The organism is Flavobacterium segetis (genome assembly GCF_900129575.1).
GTDB classification, from domain to species: domain Bacteria; phylum Bacteroidota; class Bacteroidia; order Flavobacteriales; family Flavobacteriaceae; genus Flavobacterium; species Flavobacterium segetis.
In genome coordinates this window covers 440804-459320 of record NZ_FQWE01000001.1, presented here as the reverse complement: position 1 = coordinate 459320, position 18517 = coordinate 440804, and the positions used below count along the sequence as shown (strand labels likewise).

Here is an 18517-nt window from a genome sequence, read left to right as displayed (position 1 = left end):
GTTATTTCTATCCCCAATAAATAATTTATTGTTTATTAGTAGTTATCAATTTAAAAAAGTAAGAGTAATAGATTTTGAGCGCTATTTTTAAAATAAGTGTTAGAATTGTAGTAGATCGGATTGCGAAATTAAAGATGAATTTATTGAAACAAAAAAAGCAGCACGTTTTAGTACTGCTCTAATAATTTACTTAAATATTGTTACTGCATTTGTATTAAAATTGGTAAATTATATGCGGTACGAACCGCTTGACCAGCGACCATACCGGGAGTCCACTTAGTTCGTAACGATTTTAAAACGCGTATCGATTCTTTACCTAATCCATATCCCGGATCTTTTAGCACTTTAATATCCGTCATTTTCCCATCTTTTTCTATAATAAATGACACAAAGATGCGAATAGTTCCCATGTTGTCTATCTCTGGTTTTTCAAAATTAGTTCCTACGTAAGAATAAAATTTATTAATACCTCCTGGGAATTCGGGCAGTTTGTCTAATGAAACACTATTCACAATTGCATTTCCGTTATCAGCTGTTGCAGAATGGATTACAGCTGTTTCAATACCATTAGAAGATGAAAGATTTAAACCAGTGATTCCTGTACCATCTGTAGTGGGAGCTGCTATGGCTTTGTAATCAATGTTTTTTGCAAGGTCAGGAGTTGCTACTGTTGCTTCTACAATCTCAGGCTTGCTCAATTGAACCGTCTTTGTAATTTCGGTAACAACTACATTTTTTACAGCAGGAATTGCTGCCATGGGTTTAGGTTGATTTGGCTTGACATTAGCAATCGTAATAATTTGATCAATTATTACTGGAGTATTGGTAGCCACTTGATTAACAGGTGAAAAATAATTTAGTAATCGAGGAATTGTTATCGCTCCACAAAGGACCGTTATTCCTGTAATAAGTGCTAAAAAAGAAGTTTTAGTACTATTTTGACGCAATTGATAGGCTCCGTATTCTTTATTTCTGTCTTGAAATATAATGTCAATCCAGCTGGTTTCGTAAATGCTTAATTTAGACATAATGTGTGGTTTTAATGGTTACGTAACGTTCACATCATAAGCAAACTATAGTTTTGATTTCTAACGTATAAATAAGAATTTTAGTATCAACAGATTTTTTTTTTACTTTTTAGCAAATGGATTGTAGCGGTATGCGGGATACAGTTAAAATAACGTGAACTATCAATAAAAGGTAGTGTTTTAATTGAGGCTATAATAATTATCGTCATTATAAGACATTAAAATAGATATCACGATTTTGTGAAAAGAAAATTTTCTATTTATAGAAAGTTAAGTTGCTTTTATCTTTTATTCCTGATAATTTCTGCTAAAAGTTTTTTCGCGCGAAGCAATTTAACTTTTACATTATTCAGTGGTTCATCAATTTTAATAGCAATTTCTTGATAACTCAATTCCTGAAAATAGCGCAATTGAATAACTTCTTGGTAATGAGGTTTCAATTCTTTTACAAACTGTAATAAACGCGATAAATTTTGCTCCGTAATCAACGTATCCTCAGCAGAAGGTGTAGTGTCGGCAATGTTGTATGCTTGCTGATTTTCATCATCAGTGATCTCAATAAAAAGGCTAGATTTTTTTTTTCGTAACAAGTCAATGTGTACATTTTTAGCAATTGCAATGAGCCAAGTGTTGAATTGAAATTCAGGATTGTATGTGGCTATTTTGTCAAATGCTTTAGAGAAGGTTTCAATCGTAATATCTTCGGCATTAGTTTCGTTTTCAGTTCGTTGTAACATGAAACCATAAACTTCGTTCCAGTAATGATTTAATAGAAAAGTGAAGGCCGCTTGATCGCCTAGTTTTGCTTTATCTATCTGTTTTTTTATCTCCACTGTACTGGTTTTGAAAATATATTTGTTATGAAAATATTTATTTGCGTAAAAACTAATGTGAATTCAATTATTGGATAAAAATACACGACATCTTTTTCTTTTAATTTTGCTGCCGAAAAACCTATGATTATCCATGTTATTAGATAACGTAATCCTATTAAACTTAGTACAAAAATCCATTGAAATTCAAATAGTAGTAAAATTATTGGCAGTACTAAAAACAGTAGTTGGGAAAAGTAAAAAACTCCAAGTTGAATTTTGTCGAATGTCTTATAGTAATTTGCCGTCGCAACATGTCTCCTTTTTTGAATAAACCATTCTTTATAAGTTGTCTTAGGTTTAGAAAGTGTAAAACTATCTGGATTAAACGAAATTGTAGTATTTTTTGACTTAGCAGCTTCATTTATAAATAAATCATCATCTCCAGAGCGGACTTGAATATGCGAAATAAATCCATTTACATTAAAAAATTCTTCTTTTTTATAGGCGAGATTTCGTCCAACTCCCATATACGGATGACCAGCTTTTGCCCAAGAAAAATATTGAATTGCAGTTAATAAAGTTTCAAAACGTACAATTTTATTGAAAAAAGAGTTGGTGATTTTTTCATATTTGCCATACCCTAAAACAATAGTTTTTTGCATTGTAAATTGTGAACTCATGGCAGTTATCCAATCTTTAGAGGTAGGGTAGCAGTCAGCATCGGTAAATAGTAGATATTCTTTTCGAGATGCTTTTATACCTAAGGTTAATGCGTATTTTTTATTTCCCCAAAAAGCTTCATTGTTTTTTACTTTTACTAAACGAACATTCGAATACTGCTTTTCAAATTCTTCAAAAATATCAAGTGTAGTATCGCTAGAAGCATCGTCAATTAAAACAATTTCAAAATCTGGATAATCTTGTTCAGCTAATAAAGGAATGAAGTTGGTGACATTTTCAGCTTCATTTTTAGCACAAACTATAACAGAAACGGAAACTTTTTTTGGAGTTATAATTTGAGCTTTGGCAAAAGCAAACTTTCCAAAAATCATTAAATAATATAAAATTTGTACTGCAACGATAAAGATAAAAAAGTAAAGAATAATAATAAGCATCAGGATTTTGTTTATAGTAATTCTCAATTTTTAATAAAGTGCAAAGGTATAAAATTCAAAGATGAATTGTAAATTAAAGGTTAACGAATTTTAATTGAATTTATAGCCCTTTAAGCATCATTTTAATAGTAAAATTCATGATAGATTTAGCTCCTTTATTTAAAGTTTTATTATTAAACTTTATTTGCTTTTAAATGACATTTACTTCAGCGTCAATGTGTATTCCAAATTTTTTTAAAATTGTTTCCTGTATGTCTCTAGATACGTTAAGGATTTCCTGACCTGTTGCATTTCCATAATTCACTAAAACTAATGCTTGGTTTTTATGAATTCCAGCATCTCCAAAACGTTTGCCTTTAAATCCAGCTTGTTCAATCAGCCATCCTGCAGGAACTTTAACTTCCGTTTCAGAAATCACATAATATTTCATCTCAGGAAATCGTTGATGAATTTTTTCAAAATCAGCTTTTTTCAAAATCGGATTCTTGAAGAAACTGCCGCTATTACCTAATTCTTTAGGATCTGGTAATTTACTTTTCCTAATTGCAATCACGGCATTGCTTACTTCTTTTAATGTTGGGTTGCTAATATTATATTTAGCTAATTCAGTGCTTATATCGCCATAAGAAGTATTTATTTTATGATTTTTTTTTGTCAATTTATAAATTACCGATGTAATTATGTATTGGTCTTTTACCTCATTTTTAAAAATACTCTCTCTATATCCAAAATTACAATCCTCTTTAATAAATGTTTTTATTGCTTGATTTTCAATTGAAACAGCCTGACATGAAATAAAAGTATCTTTGATTTCTGTTCCATAAGCACCAATATTTTGAACAGGGGTCGTGCCTACATTTCCGGGAATGAGCGACATGTTTTCTAATCCGCCAAAATTGTGATCTATGGTGTATAGCACAAATTCATGCCAGTTTTCACCAGCTTGACTTTCTACCCAAACATAATTTTCGTCCTCAGCAATTATTTTTATTCCCTTAATATCAATATGAATCACTAAAGCATCAATATCTTTTGTCAAAAGCATATTGCTTCCACCGCCTAAAATAAATTTTTTTTGCGTTCTATTTTGCTCTAAAACTAATTTTAATTCTTCGACCGAGTGAACTGCAATAAACTGTTTTGCTTTGGCTTCAATGCCAAAAGTATTGTACTTTTTTAAAGAATATTGATTGTAAATTTTCATGAAAAGGGCGCTTTTTTAAATCTGAATCCAAAAGTAAGGATTAAAATTTTGTTGTGTAGGTTTTCATCCAGATATGCATCATGAACAATGGCATTACATAAGATGTGATTCTAGAATCCCCGTCACGTAATTTTTGAACGAGTTTCTTTATATTTATTTGATCAAAGTAGGGCATTTGAAAAATTTCACTTTTTGTTAAAGATTCTAATTCATCTGCAAAAGCAGGACTTTTTGTAATATAATCTCCCCATGGCGCACTGAGGCCTACTTTTTTAAATTTTAAAACTTCTTGCGGTAAACGTTTCTCCATCGATTTTTTTAAAATATACTTGCCTTTTTTTCCTGTAAAAAGCCATTTATCAGGAAGGGATCCTAATCCTGCTATTAACCTTGGGTCTAAAAATGGTTCTCTACATTCTATAGATGCACCCATTGTACATCTGTCATTTCGGTCAAGGAGAGAACATAAGTAGGTGTGCTGGTCAAAATAAAGTGCTTGCCTTCTCAAGTTTTTGGGGTAAAGGGATTCAGCTTCTTTAAAAATCATATTGCGATATTGGTTTATAGGCGATTTGCCTATTCTAAAAGTTTCCAATATATCATTAGGATAAATATTAGAACCGTTGTAAATAATTCGTTCCGAGTTCCGAGTTATTTGTGAGTAACGAGCTAGTTTTTCAAAACGTGGTTTATTTTTTAAAAAGTCTGAATGTCCAAGCATAGTTATTGAATGCAATAAAGCGGGATGTCTTAAGGCTTTATATCGCACGTATCCACCCATGAGTTCATCTGCTCCTTCGCCTGATAGTAGTACTTTTACTTGAGGTTTAGCCATTCGAGAAACGGCTAAAATATGAGGTTCACTTAAGTGCATTATTGGCTCATCTTGAAAATAAGTTGCATCAATTAAATTATCAAAAAGATTTTGATTTTCTAATTGCATGGTATAAAAACCATAGTCCATCTTAGCTGCTAGCAATTGGGCTATGTGAGTTTCATTGTGCTTCTTTTCTTTAAAACCCATATTAAATGCTTCAATACCTTTGAATTTTTGATGATATAGTGACGCTAAAATTGATGAAGAATCTAATCCACCACTTAATAAAACCCCAACAGATACGTCACTAACCATGCGTAAATTCATAGCATCGTCAAATGTTTCCCGAAACCATTCAATAGGATTTCTTATTTCAGAATGATTTAATATTTCATCGCTGAGATTCCACCATTTTGTCGTGGTGACTTTTCCGCTTTCTTCTATCGTCATAAAATGTCCGGGAAGTAACTTGTGTATGTTTTCATACAAAGTATTTTCGCCAGCTACAAAACGATTAAAAACGTACTCTTCTAAGCCATCTTGCGCTATTTTAAGAGGAATACCTGCTGTAAAAAGTGCTTTTTGCTCTGACGCAAAATAAAAAGTTTCGTTGTGAAAGGAATAGTACAATGGCTTAACACCCATTCGATCTCGAACCACAGTCAGCTTTTTTTCTAATTTATCCCAAATTGCAAAAGCAAACATTCCGTTTAAACGATTAAGCATATTAATTCCATACAGTTCAAATAATTTAATTAAAACTTCCGTATCTGACGAAGTCTTAATGTCAAAGCCATTACTTTTTAATTCGGTATAAAATGATTTGAAATTATAGATTTCTCCGTTGTAGGTCATTACGAATCGTCCATTATCTGAAAAAAATGGTTGATGTCCAGCAGTTGTAATATCGAGTATAGATAAACGCCTATGTCCTAGACCAATATTTTTCTCAATGTAAAATCCTTTATCGTCTGGACCTCGATGTTCAAGCGAATCGCGCATTTTCACTAAAACATTTTCTGCCACTTTTTTTTGCGATTGCAAATGAAAAATACCATTAATACCACACATTTTTAAGTAAAGTTTTTATTAGCAATTAATTGATGGTATTTATCAGAAATAATTTTCATATTTGTTTTATAATTGGCGTTGTCTTCAACAAATACTCTATTATTTAGAACTGCATTAAGGCGATGATTTTTATTTTTAATAGACCAAATTATTTCATCAGCAAGACTTTCAAAATCATTAATTGTAACTAAGTTTCCATTTTCTCGATGATTTATCCAATGTTGATTTCCCGCAATATCTGACACTATTGGATAGCAGTTACAAGCCATTGCTTCAAATAATGATGCTGAAACTCCCTCGGTTATTGGCATACTGATGTAAAGGTTTGATTCATGCAGTAATTTCGGTAACTGATTATTGTCAATTCTACCTGTAAAAATCACTTTTTGCTCTATTTTTAAATATTTTGCTAATTGTTTTAAAATTAAAAGTTGTTTTCCATCTCCAACAATAGTCAATGTGAAATCAATTCCTTCTTTATTTAAAATTCCAAATGCTTTTAAAATAATAAGATGTCCATATTCTGGTAATAAAGAACGCGTAACAATGGCGTTGATTTTTTCTGTAATTATTTTGTTATGATTTGTAAAATTTTCGAGATTAATTCCTTTTGGTAAAATTAAAACCTTTTCCATATCTACTGCCGCTTCTAACATTGCAAGTGTCATAACTGGACCCCATGCGTGAATTAGAGTTGCTTTCTTAAAAGCATAATTTTGAATTAATTTTTTAAAGGAAAAAAAAATAGAATTTTCCGGCCATAAATCACTGTGACCTTGTTGAGCTATAGCTACTGGCTTTAAGCCTGATACTGCAGCAAGAAAACCATAACTTGTTGTGCGTTCTGCAATGACCATATCTGGTTTTTCTTTTGCAATGATTTTCTTTACTTGGTCAAACGCAAATACGAATTCTACTGTTCTTTTAATTCGATTTAAATTATTGTCACTAGGTGTTTTTAATTCCCAAGTGATTATATCGAAATTACCATATTCTTTCAAACCATTAATCCAAGTTATGGCGTCGGCTCGAAATGATTCGCCAAGAAATAGTATTTTCTTTTTTTTCATCTATTGCAAATTACTCGGAAGTTAATGCACGATTAATAAAATCATTGAGAGGCTTAAGGACGATTAATTTCTGACCCATAATCGTAACAAAATCTTTTTTTGTAGCAGCGGAAATATCAATTTTTTGCGCAGATTCAAAGCTTTTTAATTTAAGAAAGTCTATTGCTGGATGCTCTTTTTCATAACCCCTTGGTGGATTTTTTAGAGTATTTTTTTCCTCACGAGCAAAATTACCAAATTCTCTTTTGAAATTTTTTTCATCAAGAATTTCTTGTAAATCATCGTAGAAAAAGGCGATTTCTTTTCGGATCTTTTTCAAATCATCTGCTTCTGGGCAGTACAAGCCACCCGCGATAAAACTCGCTCCTTTCTCAAGGTGAATATAATATCCAGAACGATTTTGACCTTTCGCACCTGATGAAAACCAAAAGCTTAAATGCGTTTTGTATGGCGTTTTATCTTTTGAAAACCGAATATCACGATTAATTCTAAAAGTACATTTTTTCGCCTCAAGCATTTCTAGTGAAGCATCAAGAGGTTTTAAAACATCAAGTAAATCGCTAGCAGTTTGTAAATAATCATTTTTAAAAACTTCGTATCGTTTTTTATTTTCTAAAAACCAATCTCGATTATTATTTGCTTTTAAATCATCTAAAAATTGAAGTGTATCTTTTGATAACATCGTAGCTATTGTATTTGTTTTCTTAAATCAGCTTCACTTACAAAACCAGACTGTCTCCATTTCATTTCCTTTTTGTCGTAAAGTAATAAGGTTGGAAGTTCACTAATTTTCATTTCAGCCATTAACGTTTTGTTTTTATCAGCATCAAGTCGAATAATGGTTACATTATTAGCAAACTCAGTTTGCATTGTTTTGATATATGGAGTCATTTTTTTACAAGGGGCACACCATTCAGCGTAGAAATTAATTAGTACTTTTTTGTCAGAGTCTACTAATTTATTGTAATCCTGCATAGTCATACCTACTACTTTCGTACTTGGTTTAGACAAACCTGCTGCATCCCATTTCAACATTCCACCCTGCAATAAATAAATTTTAGTAAAGCCTAATTCTTCTAATTTTGTTGCAGCGTTTCCGCTTCGTACACCACTTTTACAATAAACAAATAGCGGTTTTGTTTTGTCTAATTTGCTTGTACCTTCAACAAATGTATTTCCTAACCAGTCAGAATTTACCGCTTGATCGATATGATCAGATGAAAATTCCGCTGGAGTTCTTACATCTAAAATTTGAGGATTTGATGTCGCTGTTATCTTTTCTAAAAAAGTTTTAGCGTCTACCGTTTGACTATTTTTTGCTACTTGACCATTACATGATAAAATTATAAACGATATGATGGCGAGAAATATTGGATTAAATTTCAAGATGATTTTGTTTAAATTGATTATGTAAAAGTAGCTCATTTTTCATGTTTGTAATAGGGGAATTTAATAAATAAAACTTATAAATTAAAAATTTTATAAGTTTGATGTGTTGATTTTAAAATGATCTCTGTACGCTCAGGGTGCGTGTCAGTTATAAAAAGCTGTCCAAAAGTATCATTGTTGACCATTTCAATAATTTTTGCAACTCTGTTCTCATCAAGTTTATCAAAAATATCATCAAACAATAAAATTGGCTTTACACCGCTTTGCTTTTTCAAAAATTCAAATTGTGCTAATTTAAGCGCAATTAGATAGGATTTTTGTTGGCCTTGAGATCCAAATTTCTTGATTGGATAATGATCAATTTCGAATGCTAAATCATCTTTGTGAATCCCTGCACTTGTATAATGCAGTGCGCGATCCTTACCTACACTTTCTTGCAATAGCAATAATAGATTTTTTTCGGATAAATTACTTTCATAAACTAATTGTACAGTTTCCTCAGATCCAGTTATCGCCTGATGATGTTTATTAAAAATAGGAATGAATTGTTCTATAAATTCTTTTCTCTTTTCAAAAATATACTGTCCGTAAACAGAAAGTTGCTCATTATAGATGGATAAAGTATCGTTTTCAAAAACATGATTAAGGGCAAAATATTTTAAAAGTGCATTTCGCTGAATAATAACTTTTTGGTATTGTATCAACTGTTGTAAATAATTTGGATTTAATTGAGAAATTACACTATCCATAAATTTACGTCTAGTTTCACTGCCCTCGACGATTAAGTCTCTATCAGCTGGTGAAATAATTACTAAAGGAATGAAACCAATGTGATCTGAAAATTTATCATACGGTTTTCCATTGCGTTTTAATATTTTTTTTTGTCCTTTTTTTAAACTGCATATAATTTGTTCTACTCTTTCGTTCTTATGGAATGTAGCTTCAATGACAAAAAACTCTTCATTATGCTTAATATTTTGAACTGCCAGAGGATTAAAATAGCTTTTACCATAGGATAAATGATAAATGGCATCAAGGACATTAGTCTTTCCAATTCCGTTTTTTCCAACAAAACAATTGATTTTGCTGTCGAAGTCGAAAGTCGCTTCTGCAAAATTCTTGTAGTTGAATAGTGAAATATTTTTTAAATACATGTTTTATAGTGCTGGTGTTCAGAATTTTAATGTTCTAAAAACTATTTTTTAAAGAGAGTGCAAATTATCGAAAATTATCGATAATACATACATTTCAGATACTTTCTCATGTAATTATTTTGCTTTAGAAAATAAAAATCCAGTAATAGTATTTTTTTTTAATATTAAAGCATATTTGTTGCGTGGGTTTGAATAAAAATTTTATTTTTGCGCTTCACTAAATTATAAAAAATGGCAACGTACAATAAACGAGGATATAAAGCACCAAAAGATAAAGAAGTAAAAGATGATTCAGTAACGGCTACTGCTATTAATGAAAAAGATAGTGCAACTGCTGAAGTATTCTCAACATTAGATCGCGGAGCTAATGTAGCTGAGGACTGGGTAGCTAAAAATCAAAAAATTATTATTGGTTTAGTTGCTGCAGCTGCTATTTTTACTATTGGTTATTTAGGATATCAACGTTTTATTGCTGCTCCACAACAAGAGGAGGCTGCAAATGAGATGTTTGTTGCACAACAAAACTTTCAGAAAGCAGCTGATGGCGTATCAAGTGATTCACTTTATAAATTATCATTGAACGGATCTGAAGGTAAATTTGGTTTTTTGAAAATAGCTGATGAATATTCAGGAACGGATGCAGGAAATTTAGCTAATTATTATGCTGGCATTGCTTACTTAAACACTGGAAAATATACTGAGGCGATTGATTATTTAAATAAATTTAATTCTGATGATATTGTTTTAGGTGCTTTAGCAAAAGGAGCAATAGGCGATGCTTATTCTGAAAAAAACCAACCGAAAGAGGCATTAGACAATTATATAAAAGCTGCTGAGTCGAATAAAAATGATTTTACTACGCCTCGTTTTTTACTTAAAGCTGGAAAAGTAGCCTTAACTTTAGGAAATAAAGCAGATGCTTTAAAATATTTTAATGACATCAAAGATAATTATGATGCTTCGCCAGAAGCAGCTTCAATTGATGTTTTAATAGGTTTAGCTCAATAGTAGAAAAGGATTTGAGATTGATGATGCAAGAAAGTTCCTTTTTAATTGTAAAAAGCTATCTTTAACAGTGCAAATAATAAATCTGAATTAAAAATTAGACTCTAATGGCTACAGTAAATAAAAATTTATCTGAATACGATAAAAACACACTCCCAAACGCGAAAGATTTTCGGTTTGGGATTGTTGTTTCAGAATGGAATGAAACGATTACCGAAGGACTTTGTAAAGGAGCAATTGAAGCATTACTTGAAAACCAAGTTCCTGCTCACCATATTGTAAGATGGAACGTTCCGGGAAGCTTTGAACTTATATATGGTTCAAAAAAAATGTTACAAACGCAAAATGTTGATGCAGTTATTGCCATAGGATGTGTAATTCAAGGACAAACTAAACATTTTGATTTTGTTTGTGAAGGCGTAACACAAGGAATAAAGGACTTGAATGTTCAAACTGATATTCCTGTTATTTTTTGTGTGCTCACTGATAATACAATGCAGCAGTCTATAGATAGAAGTGGAGGAATCCATGGAAATAAAGGTACTGAAGCAGCTATTGCAGCGATAAAAATGGCTTATATTCGTCAGCAAGCTTCATTTACGCACCAAGTCGATAATCAACATTTATTGACATCAGGAGCGTTACAAATTGAAAATTTACCGCTAGAACTTAAGGAATAAATGGTATAAAACTCAATAATCAAAAAAACCTATACTGTTTTAATAGTGTAGGTTTTTTTGTTTTTATTATGATTACTTACACTATCATTGCGGATGGAAATTCATTAAATTTGCAATGCTGAGTTCTAAAAAATTATTACTTAAAAATTTTAATCCACAATTATTAATGTCGAGTATTATTCAATTACTTCCTGATCATGTTGCGAATCAGATTGCTGCTGGAGAAGTAGTTCAAAGACCCGCTTCTGTGGTGAAAGAATTACTTGAAAACGCAGTTGATGCTAGAGCAACTGATATTAAGCTAATTATAAAAGATGCAGGGAAAGCATTGGTGCAAGTGATTGATAATGGTTTAGGAATGAGTGTCACGGATGCACGATTGTGTTTTGAGCGTCATGCGACTTCTAAAATTCGGCAGGCAGAGGATTTATTTTCTTTACACACAAAAGGTTTTCGAGGAGAAGCATTAGCATCCATTGCGGCGATTGCGCACGTGGAGATGAAAACTAAGCAAGATCAAGAGGAGCTTGGAAATTACATTATAATCGAAGGTAGCAAGTTTGTTTCCCAGGAAGTAGCTGTTTTGCCAAAAGGAACTTCTTTTGCTGTAAAAAATCTTTTTTTTAATATTCCAGCACGACGCAATTTCTTGAAATCAGACACTGTGGAGTACCGGCATGTTGTTGACGAATTTCAGCGTGTTGCATTGGCCCACCCAAAAATTCATTTCACTTTTTATCATAATGGAAGCGAAATGTTTAACCTGTCACCAGGAACTCTAAGGCATAGAATAGTTGCTGTTTTTGGGAGTAAATCTAATGAAAAACTGATTCCAGTTCAGGAAGAAACTGAAATAGTAACAATTGAAGGGTTTGTTAGCAAACCTGAATTTGCAAAGAAAAGTAGAGGTGAACAGTTTTTCTTTGTTAATAATCGATTTATCAAAAGCGGTTATTTACATCATGCAGTAATGGCAGCTTATGAAGGAATTCTAAAAGATGGTACTCAGCCTAGTTATTTTTTAAATCTTACTTTGCCACCGCACACTATAGATATTAATATTCATCCTACTAAAACGGAAATTAAGTTTGATGATGAACAAGCATTATACGCTATTTTAAGAGCTTCTATAAAACATGGTTTAGGACAATTTAACGTCGCACCAATTCTGGATTTTGAACGAGATTCTAACTTAGATACTCCTTATCATTATAAAGATTTAAACGGAGAGGTTCCTGCTATTGAGGTAGATGGAAGTTTTAATCCCTTTTCTGAAAGTAGACCAAGCAAGCAGTTTTCATCTTACAAAAAACCTGAGACAACAGCCAGTTGGGAAAGTTTATATGTTGGATTTGATCAAGTTCCTAATGAAAGCCAACACATAACATTTGAAAACGAAGAAATGACTTCTTCATTATTTCAAGATGAAGAGGTAGAAAATTCAATCCATAAAACGTATCAAATTCATAAAAAATATATTATTTCTTCTATTAAGTCAGGAATGGTAATTGTAGATCAACAGCGCGCGCATCAGCGGGTTTTATATGAACAATTTCTTATGAATATGACTGTAAATCAAGCATCAAGTCAGCAGTTATTATTTCCACTGAATTTGTTCTATTCTACTACTGAAATGGAACTTATTTCGGGTTTACAATTGTCATTGATGAACACAGGATTTGTCTTCGAAGAAAATAATACGGATCATATCGTAATCTCAGGAATTCCTGTAAATGTAACAGAAAGTGAAGTTTCTATCGTTTTAGAGCAGTTGTTAAGTGATTTACAAGATGGAATTCCCGAAAGTAGTTTCAGTCAGAACGATTCGATCGCAAAATCAATGGCTAAAAGTTTAGCTGTAAAAACAGGAACACATCTGACAGAAAAAGAACAAGAAAACTTAGTTAATGGGCTTTTTGCTTGTAAAGATCCCAATGTATCCCCATTTTATAAACCTACTTTCATTACGATGCGTGTGGAAGATTTAGATAAAAAATTTGCAATATGAGAAACGTTACCGAAACTGTAAAACAATTAGTAATTATAAATGTTTTGTTTTTTGTTGGAACCCTTGCTTTAGGCGATGTAGCCTATAAATATCTTGCGTTGTATTTTCCTGAAAATCCAGGTTTTGAATACTGGCAAATAATCTCACACATGTTTATGCACGGTGGCTTTATGCATATTTTCTTTAACATGTTTGCTTTATATTCTTTTGGGTCAGCTTTAGAAAGTGTTTGGGGAAGTAAAAAATTCCTATTTTTTTACATTTCATGTGGTTTAGGAGCGGCCTTGCTTCATACAGGAGTAAATTATTATTATTTTCAAGATGGTTTGAACACGCTGATGGAAAATGGATTTCAAAAACAAGATATTTTACAAATATTAAGCGAGGGAAAAATTAATACGGGCTGGCAAGAAGTGCTAACTGTGTCTGATTTTAATAATTTCACTAGTGCGTATATAGGGACCGCGGTGGGAGCATCAGGAGCTATTTATGGAACGATTGTAGCTTTTGCTTTTATGTTTCCCAATGCTGAACTCGCTCTAATGTTTATTCCTGTTCCTATTAAAGCAAAATATTTTGTACCGGGAATCGTCCTAGTTGATTTATATTTAGGAATTTCTGGTAAGTCAATCTTTGGAGGTGGCGGAATTGCACATTTTGCACACGTTGGTGGTGCCTTATTTGGTTTTATTATAATGTGGTATTGGAAAAAAAATCAGTTCAACAATAACCGTTGGAATTAAAATCTACTGTAAATCGAATATAGAATGAATATAATTGACGACTTAAAATTACAATATAAAGTAGGAGGTATAGTGACAATGCTCATTTTTTGGAATGCGGCTTTATTCATCTTACCTTGGTTGCTTTTTGGGCTATTGTCATTAGTAGGAATCAATATTGATTATGTTCAATTTGTAAGTTTGTCATCTGATCCAGCTAATTTGATGTGGAAACCATGGTCTTTGTTGACTTATGCTTTTTTTCATGCAGGAATTATGCATATTATTTTTAATTTGCTAGTGCTGAATTTTGCTGGCAGATTATTTATGACTTATTTTACGGGAAAGCAATTATTAGGTTTGTATGTTTTAAGTGCTATTTTTGCAGGGGTCATTTACATTTTAATTTTCTATATTCTTAATATTAGCGCACCGCTTGTTGGTGCATCCGCATCAATAATGGCAATTTTAGTTGCAACAACTACTTATAATCCCATGATGGAATTGCGTTTGTTAATCATAGGAAATGTAAAATTATGGCATGTTACAGCGGTCATTATCCTTATTGATTTGATGCAAATTCGATCTGATAATATGGGTGGTCATATTTCACATCTTGCTGGTGCTTTATTTGGATTTATATTTATTAAATTGCTGCAAAATGGAACTGACTGTAGTAAAATTGTGTCTACGGTTTTAAATTTTTTTACTAATTTATTTCGAAAGAAAGAATCGACACCTTTTAGAAAAGTACATAAAAATTACAGTAAACCTGTTGAAAAAAGTATTTCTAAAATAGTTACTAAAGATAAATCGCAGCAACAAATTGATGAAATTTTAGATAAAATAAGTCAATCTGGATATGATAGTTTGACGAAAGAGGAAAAAGAATTTTTGTTTAAAGTAGGTAAGTAATTTGTCAAAAATGCCTTCAACCAATATAAAAAATATCGTAAAATGAAAAATTTATCATGGTTTAATAAAGGAATGTTTTTTTTAAATATTGTTCTTATTCTTGTGACTTTTATTGCCTACGCTCTACCTTTTCTAGCGCCAAAATCTTTCCCTATATTATCTGTACTTACGCTTTTTATGCCTCTTTTCTTTGTTCTTAATGCTCTGTTTTTTATGTATTGGGCAGTGCAATTTAAAAAAAGATTAATTTTATCTGGTTTAGTTTTACTTCTAGGAATTACTTTTATTAATAAGTTTTATAAATTTTCGGTACCATCTTTTACAGTAGAAGAAAAAGATTTTACGGTGATGAGTTATAATGTGCGACTTCTTAATGTTTTTAATTGGATTGATAGAAACGATGTTCCTTCTGATATTGTCGATTTCATTAATGAAAAAAATCCAGATATTCTATGTATTCAGGAATATGCTCCTTCCGCTAATATTGATTTGAAGGTATATCGCCATCGGTACATTTTCACTACTGGAAAACAAATAAAATCAGGTCAGGCTATTTTTTCTAAATTTCCTATTATTAATCAAGGTAATATTGTTTTTCCAAACTCCAATAATAATGTTGTTTACGCAGATATTAAAAAAGGTAAGGATATTATTAGGGTATACAATATGCACCTTCAATCTATAAAAATATCGCCCGACGTAAATGAGATTGATGAAAATATTGACGCTATTGATCAGCAAAAATCACAACGACTTTTAAATAGGTTAAGTAAAGCCTTTAAACAGCAACAACAGCAAGCGGAAATTTTGAAAGATCATAAAATGTCATCTATTTATCCTACTATAATATGCGGTGATATGAATAATAGCGCTTTTTCATATGTTTATCGCAATATCAAGGGCAATATGAAAGATGGTTTTGAAGAAGCAGGAACGGGATTTGGAGCGACGTATAAATTTAGATATTATCCTGCCAGAATTGATTATATTTTCGCTGACGATAAAATGACAGTGAAAAGCTTTGAAAGTTTTCCCGACTTTGTAAACTCCGATCATTTTCCTATTATGGCACGAATTACTTATGATTGAGAAGCGATTTTTTTTTACTGGAAGTTTTGCTCTAATTTCGATATTGTATATTTCCAAAGTGAGTATTCTACTTTACATAAAAATGGATGTTTAGATTATAAGTGGAATTGATGAAATCACTATATTTCAAAGAGTACTCATGTTTTTAGGTTATCTTAAACTGCAATTTCGAGGATTAAATCTCTAATTACCTGATAATAATTCTTTGTTCTTTTAGATAATCTATAGCATATTTACCTTCATTAAAGATTAAATCAAGAACACTTAAATTATTGATGAATCCATGTTTGTCATCAAAAACTTGAGTGTATTTTGTGAATTCAGAAATATCTTTTTTACCATCAACTAAATTTCTAAAATCTGTTATTTCACTTGATGCAACTTGGGGAAAGTATTCAATAGTTTTATCATATTCGACTTTTATTCGCAAACATTTCAAGACTATTTCTAAGGATTCGAAATTTAAGTCTAATAAAAAATCGTGTTTCTTTTCAAAAATTGGTCGAATATCGTCTTCAAAAAACTCAAAGAATGGTGAACTTCGGTAAGCAGCTTCAAGAGATTTGAAATGTTGTTTCTGCCAATCGAAATCAGTTTCAATTTTAATGTCTTTTGTTTTCTGTCGAGAGTCTTTGGAATGTTTTACTGGAATATTTAGTAGTTGAATTCCATTTGGACTATAAATATAAGTTCGGTTACGGTTGGTCTGTTTCTGAAAATTATCCTCTATTTCAAAGATAGCCTTCTCTGACTGCACAAGTGTTACAAGATGACTTATTGATGGAAAGTAAGTAGGATATAATAAAATTTTCATTTTGATTTTTTAGAGCAAATAGTCTGACAAATTTTTAAATGTCAGACTATTTATTTTTTTAAACTTTAGACGCTTTTCTTTTTTTCCAGAAATATTCACCCACAAAAAACAGCACTAATCCAAGTAAGAATAGTTTAAAGTATGATTGTGGCTGACCTTCGCCACTAACTGTTGTAAAAACTCTATCCCATCGTACCTTGTTAATCCCTTTTCCATTGGGATCAATACTTAACCAGATAAAAACAGGTTTTCCTACGATATGGTTCTCAGGTACAAATCCCCAAAAGCGGCTATCTTCTGAATTGTGGCGGTTATCCCCCATCATCCAATAATAATTCTGACCAAAAGTATAAGTGGTTGCAACTTCGCCATTAATTCTAATTTCAGTACCAGTCACTTTTAAGTCATTATTTTCATAATCAGTAATGATTGCTTTATAAAGAGGTAATGTTTCCATGTTTAAAGGAACTGTTTTTCCTTGTTGCGGAATATAAATAGGTCCGTAATTATCACGATTCCATTTATTGATGTGTGGGAAAACTCCATTATCTGCGGCTGTCGAAATTTGTCTAATAACTGCAGTGATTCCGGGTGTATTCTTAAATTTCTGTGCTCCAACTTCAGTTAAAGCACTTAGAAATAAAGTATCTCTTTTAGAATCATTCAAGAAAAACGCTGGATCTGTGATACTCAAATCTTGAAATAAGTATTCCAAGTTTACAGGAGTTTTTCCATCAAAAGCTACTTTGTATGAAAATTGTGGTTTTGCCCTTTCAGGTAATTGTAAAATTTTACCGTCAATATAAACGATGCCATCTTTAATTGATAAATTATCACCTGGAATTCCAACACATCTTTTTACATAATTTGATTTTTTGTCAACAGGTTTGTAAGCACGTCTTTTTGATGTGTCAAAAAATTTAAAAACAGTATCAACAGGCCAGTTAAAAACCACAATATCTGTTCTATCAATATTTTGAATACCGGGCAACCTCATGTACGGTAATTGTGGTTTTATCAAGTATGATTTTAATTTTGTCAGGGGAATCGAATCATGAACCATAGGCAGAGCTATTGTAGTCATAGGAACTCGTGCTCCGTAGTTCATTTTACTGACAAATAAAAAGTCACCTACGAGTAATGATTTTTCGAGTGATGACGTTGGTATTGTAAAAGGTTGAATTAAATAAGTATGTACTAAAGTCGCAACAATTACCGCAAAAAGAAGTGAGCTAATAGTATCAGCGGTTTTATTCTGAGGGATTAAACTTCTATCAGAAACATATTCTAACTTTTGAGTGTAATTAACGTAGTAAATATAGAAGCCAAGTGTAATAATTCCTAAAAAGGTATCGAGCGCTGATCTTTTGCCAAAACTTCTTAGAGTTTCTACCCAAATTACTGGGAAGATAATCAAATTAATAATTGGCAAAAATAATAATACAGTCCACCATGTAGGGCGTTTTATTATTTTCATTAATACAATCGCATTATAAACTGGAATAGCCGCTTCCCAGCTTTTTCTGCCTGCGCTTTTATATAATTTCCATGTTCCGAGAAAATGAACAATTTGGATAAGCAAGAAAAATACAAACCACTGATATGCTGACATAATTTTTTA

The 18517-nt window shown here is 31.6% G+C and carries 17 protein-coding genes; 6 read left to right on the top strand and 11 right to left on the bottom strand.

All coding sequences use genetic code 11. The features are described 5' to 3' along the window. Positions 1–200: 200 nt before the first annotated feature. From BUA99_RS02175 to recF, 9 genes are all read right to left on the bottom strand, one after another. Positions 201–1028 (bottom strand): energy transducer TonB, encoded by an 828-nt coding sequence (locus tag BUA99_RS02175; protein WP_072987591.1) that lies wholly within the window; start codon positions 1026–1028, stop codon positions 201–203. Positions 1029–1309: 281 nt separating this feature from the next. Continuing rightward, a complete protein-coding gene (locus tag BUA99_RS02170; RefSeq protein ID WP_072987588.1) occupies positions 1310–1861 on the bottom strand; it encodes an RNA polymerase sigma factor in 552 nt (183 codons plus the stop codon). After that, the gene (locus BUA99_RS02165; protein ID WP_072987586.1) at positions 1852–2958 is read right to left on the bottom strand and encodes a glycosyltransferase; all 1107 of its coding nucleotides are present in this window, start codon (positions 2956–2958) and stop codon (positions 1852–1854) included. The genes BUA99_RS02170 and BUA99_RS02165 overlap by 10 nt, the downstream gene beginning before the upstream one ends. Positions 2959–3148: 190 nt before the next feature. Next, positions 3149–4162, bottom strand: coding sequence for a UDP-N-acetylmuramate dehydrogenase (gene murB, locus BUA99_RS02160; protein ID WP_072987583.1), 1014 nt, complete (start codon positions 4160–4162; stop codon positions 3149–3151). A 40-nt stretch (positions 4163–4202) separates the two neighbouring features. After that, a complete protein-coding gene (gene asnB / locus BUA99_RS02155; RefSeq protein ID WP_072987580.1) occupies positions 4203–6050 on the bottom strand; it encodes an asparagine synthase (glutamine-hydrolyzing) in 1848 nt (615 codons plus the stop codon). Positions 6051–6052: 2 nt separating this feature from the next. Beyond that, on the bottom strand, positions 6053–7120 hold the full coding sequence (locus BUA99_RS02150; RefSeq protein WP_072987577.1) for a glycosyltransferase: 1068 nt from the start codon (positions 7118–7120) through the stop codon (positions 6053–6055). A 10-nt stretch (positions 7121–7130) separates the two neighbouring features. Further along, positions 7131–7802 carry a DUF2461 domain-containing protein gene (locus tag BUA99_RS02145; RefSeq protein WP_072987573.1) on the bottom strand — a complete coding sequence of 224 codons (672 nt, stop codon included), beginning with the start codon at positions 7800–7802 and terminating at the stop codon, positions 7131–7133. A gap of 5 nt (positions 7803–7807) precedes the next feature. Beyond that, the gene (locus BUA99_RS02140; protein WP_072987757.1) at positions 7808–8506 is read right to left on the bottom strand and encodes a thioredoxin domain-containing protein; all 699 of its coding nucleotides are present in this window, start codon (positions 8504–8506) and stop codon (positions 7808–7810) included. Positions 8507–8583: 77 nt separating this feature from the next. Beyond that, on the bottom strand, positions 8584–9663 hold the full coding sequence (recF, locus tag BUA99_RS02135) for a DNA replication/repair protein RecF (protein WP_072987570.1): 1080 nt from the start codon (positions 9661–9663) through the stop codon (positions 8584–8586). Positions 9664–9894: 231 nt separating this feature from the next. Between recF and BUA99_RS02130 the strand changes: the two genes are divergently transcribed. The 6 genes from BUA99_RS02130 (at position 9895) to BUA99_RS02105 (ending at position 16082) form a co-directional block, all read left to right on the top strand. Continuing rightward, positions 9895–10671 (top strand): tetratricopeptide repeat protein, encoded by a 777-nt coding sequence (locus BUA99_RS02130; protein WP_072987567.1) that lies wholly within the window; start codon positions 9895–9897, stop codon positions 10669–10671. Between the two features lie 104 nt (positions 10672–10775). After that, positions 10776–11348, top strand: coding sequence for a 6,7-dimethyl-8-ribityllumazine synthase (ribH, locus tag BUA99_RS02125; protein ID WP_072987564.1), 573 nt, complete (start codon positions 10776–10778; stop codon positions 11346–11348). Between the two features lie 166 nt (positions 11349–11514). Beyond that, entirely contained in the window at positions 11515–13356 is a 1842-nt protein-coding gene (mutL, locus tag BUA99_RS02120) for a DNA mismatch repair endonuclease MutL (RefSeq protein WP_072987754.1), read from the top strand. After that, on the top strand, positions 13353–14099 hold the full coding sequence (locus BUA99_RS02115; RefSeq protein WP_072987561.1) for a rhomboid family intramembrane serine protease: 747 nt from the start codon (positions 13353–13355) through the stop codon (positions 14097–14099). The genes mutL and BUA99_RS02115 overlap by 4 nt, the downstream gene beginning before the upstream one ends. A 24-nt stretch (positions 14100–14123) precedes the next feature. Beyond that, positions 14124–14993 carry a rhomboid family intramembrane serine protease gene (locus tag BUA99_RS02110; protein WP_072987558.1) on the top strand — a complete coding sequence of 290 codons (870 nt, stop codon included), beginning with the start codon at positions 14124–14126 and terminating at the stop codon, positions 14991–14993. A 42-nt stretch (positions 14994–15035) separates the two neighbouring features. Further along, positions 15036–16082: an endonuclease/exonuclease/phosphatase family protein gene (locus BUA99_RS02105; RefSeq protein WP_072987555.1), complete on the top strand. Its 1047-nt coding sequence runs from the start codon at positions 15036–15038 to the stop codon at positions 16080–16082. A gap of 187 nt (positions 16083–16269) precedes the next feature. Here the strand turns inward: BUA99_RS02105 and BUA99_RS02100 are convergent, their stop codons facing one another. Together BUA99_RS02100 and lepB are read right to left on the bottom strand one after the other, a co-directional pair. Then, on the bottom strand, positions 16270–16896 hold the full coding sequence (locus tag BUA99_RS02100) for a WbqC family protein (protein WP_072987553.1): 627 nt from the start codon (positions 16894–16896) through the stop codon (positions 16270–16272). Positions 16897–16954: 58 nt separating this feature from the next. Beyond that, a complete protein-coding gene (gene lepB / locus BUA99_RS02095) occupies positions 16955–18508 on the bottom strand; it encodes a signal peptidase I (RefSeq protein ID WP_072987550.1) in 1554 nt (517 codons plus the stop codon). Positions 18509–18517 lie beyond the last annotated feature (9 nt).

Excerpts from the sequence above, each read along its gene's own strand:
- BUA99_RS02175 (WP_072987591.1), bottom strand. The coding sequence starts at position 1,028 with ATGTCTAAATTAAGCATTTACGAAACCAGCTGGATTGACATTATATTT.
- BUA99_RS02165 (WP_072987586.1), bottom strand. The coding sequence starts at position 2,958 with ATGCTTATTATTATTCTTTACTTTTTTATCTTTATCGTTGCAGTACAA.
- murB (WP_072987583.1), bottom strand. The coding sequence starts at position 4,162 with ATGAAAATTTACAATCAATATTCTTTAAAAAAGTACAATACTTTTGGC.
- asnB (WP_072987580.1), bottom strand. The coding sequence starts at position 6,050 with ATGTGTGGTATTAATGGTATTTTTCATTTGCAATCGCAAAAAAAAGTG.
- BUA99_RS02150 (WP_072987577.1), bottom strand. The coding sequence starts at position 7,120 with ATGAAAAAAAAGAAAATACTATTTCTTGGCGAATCATTTCGAGCCGAC.
- BUA99_RS02145 (WP_072987573.1), bottom strand. The coding sequence starts at position 7,802 with ATGTTATCAAAAGATACACTTCAATTTTTAGATGATTTAAAAGCAAAT.
- recF (WP_072987570.1), bottom strand. The coding sequence starts at position 9,663 with ATGTATTTAAAAAATATTTCACTATTCAACTACAAGAATTTTGCAGAA.
- BUA99_RS02130 (WP_072987567.1), top strand. The coding sequence starts at position 9,895 with ATGGCAACGTACAATAAACGAGGATATAAAGCACCAAAAGATAAAGAA.
- ribH (WP_072987564.1), top strand. The coding sequence starts at position 10,776 with ATGGCTACAGTAAATAAAAATTTATCTGAATACGATAAAAACACACTC.
- mutL (WP_072987754.1), top strand. The coding sequence starts at position 11,515 with ATGTCGAGTATTATTCAATTACTTCCTGATCATGTTGCGAATCAGATT.
- BUA99_RS02115 (WP_072987561.1), top strand. The coding sequence starts at position 13,353 with ATGAGAAACGTTACCGAAACTGTAAAACAATTAGTAATTATAAATGTT.
- BUA99_RS02110 (WP_072987558.1), top strand. The coding sequence starts at position 14,124 with ATGAATATAATTGACGACTTAAAATTACAATATAAAGTAGGAGGTATA.
- BUA99_RS02105 (WP_072987555.1), top strand. The coding sequence starts at position 15,036 with ATGAAAAATTTATCATGGTTTAATAAAGGAATGTTTTTTTTAAATATT.
- BUA99_RS02100 (WP_072987553.1), bottom strand. The coding sequence starts at position 16,896 with ATGAAAATTTTATTATATCCTACTTACTTTCCATCAATAAGTCATCTT.
- lepB (WP_072987550.1), bottom strand. The coding sequence starts at position 18,508 with ATGTCAGCATATCAGTGGTTTGTATTTTTCTTGCTTATCCAAATTGTT.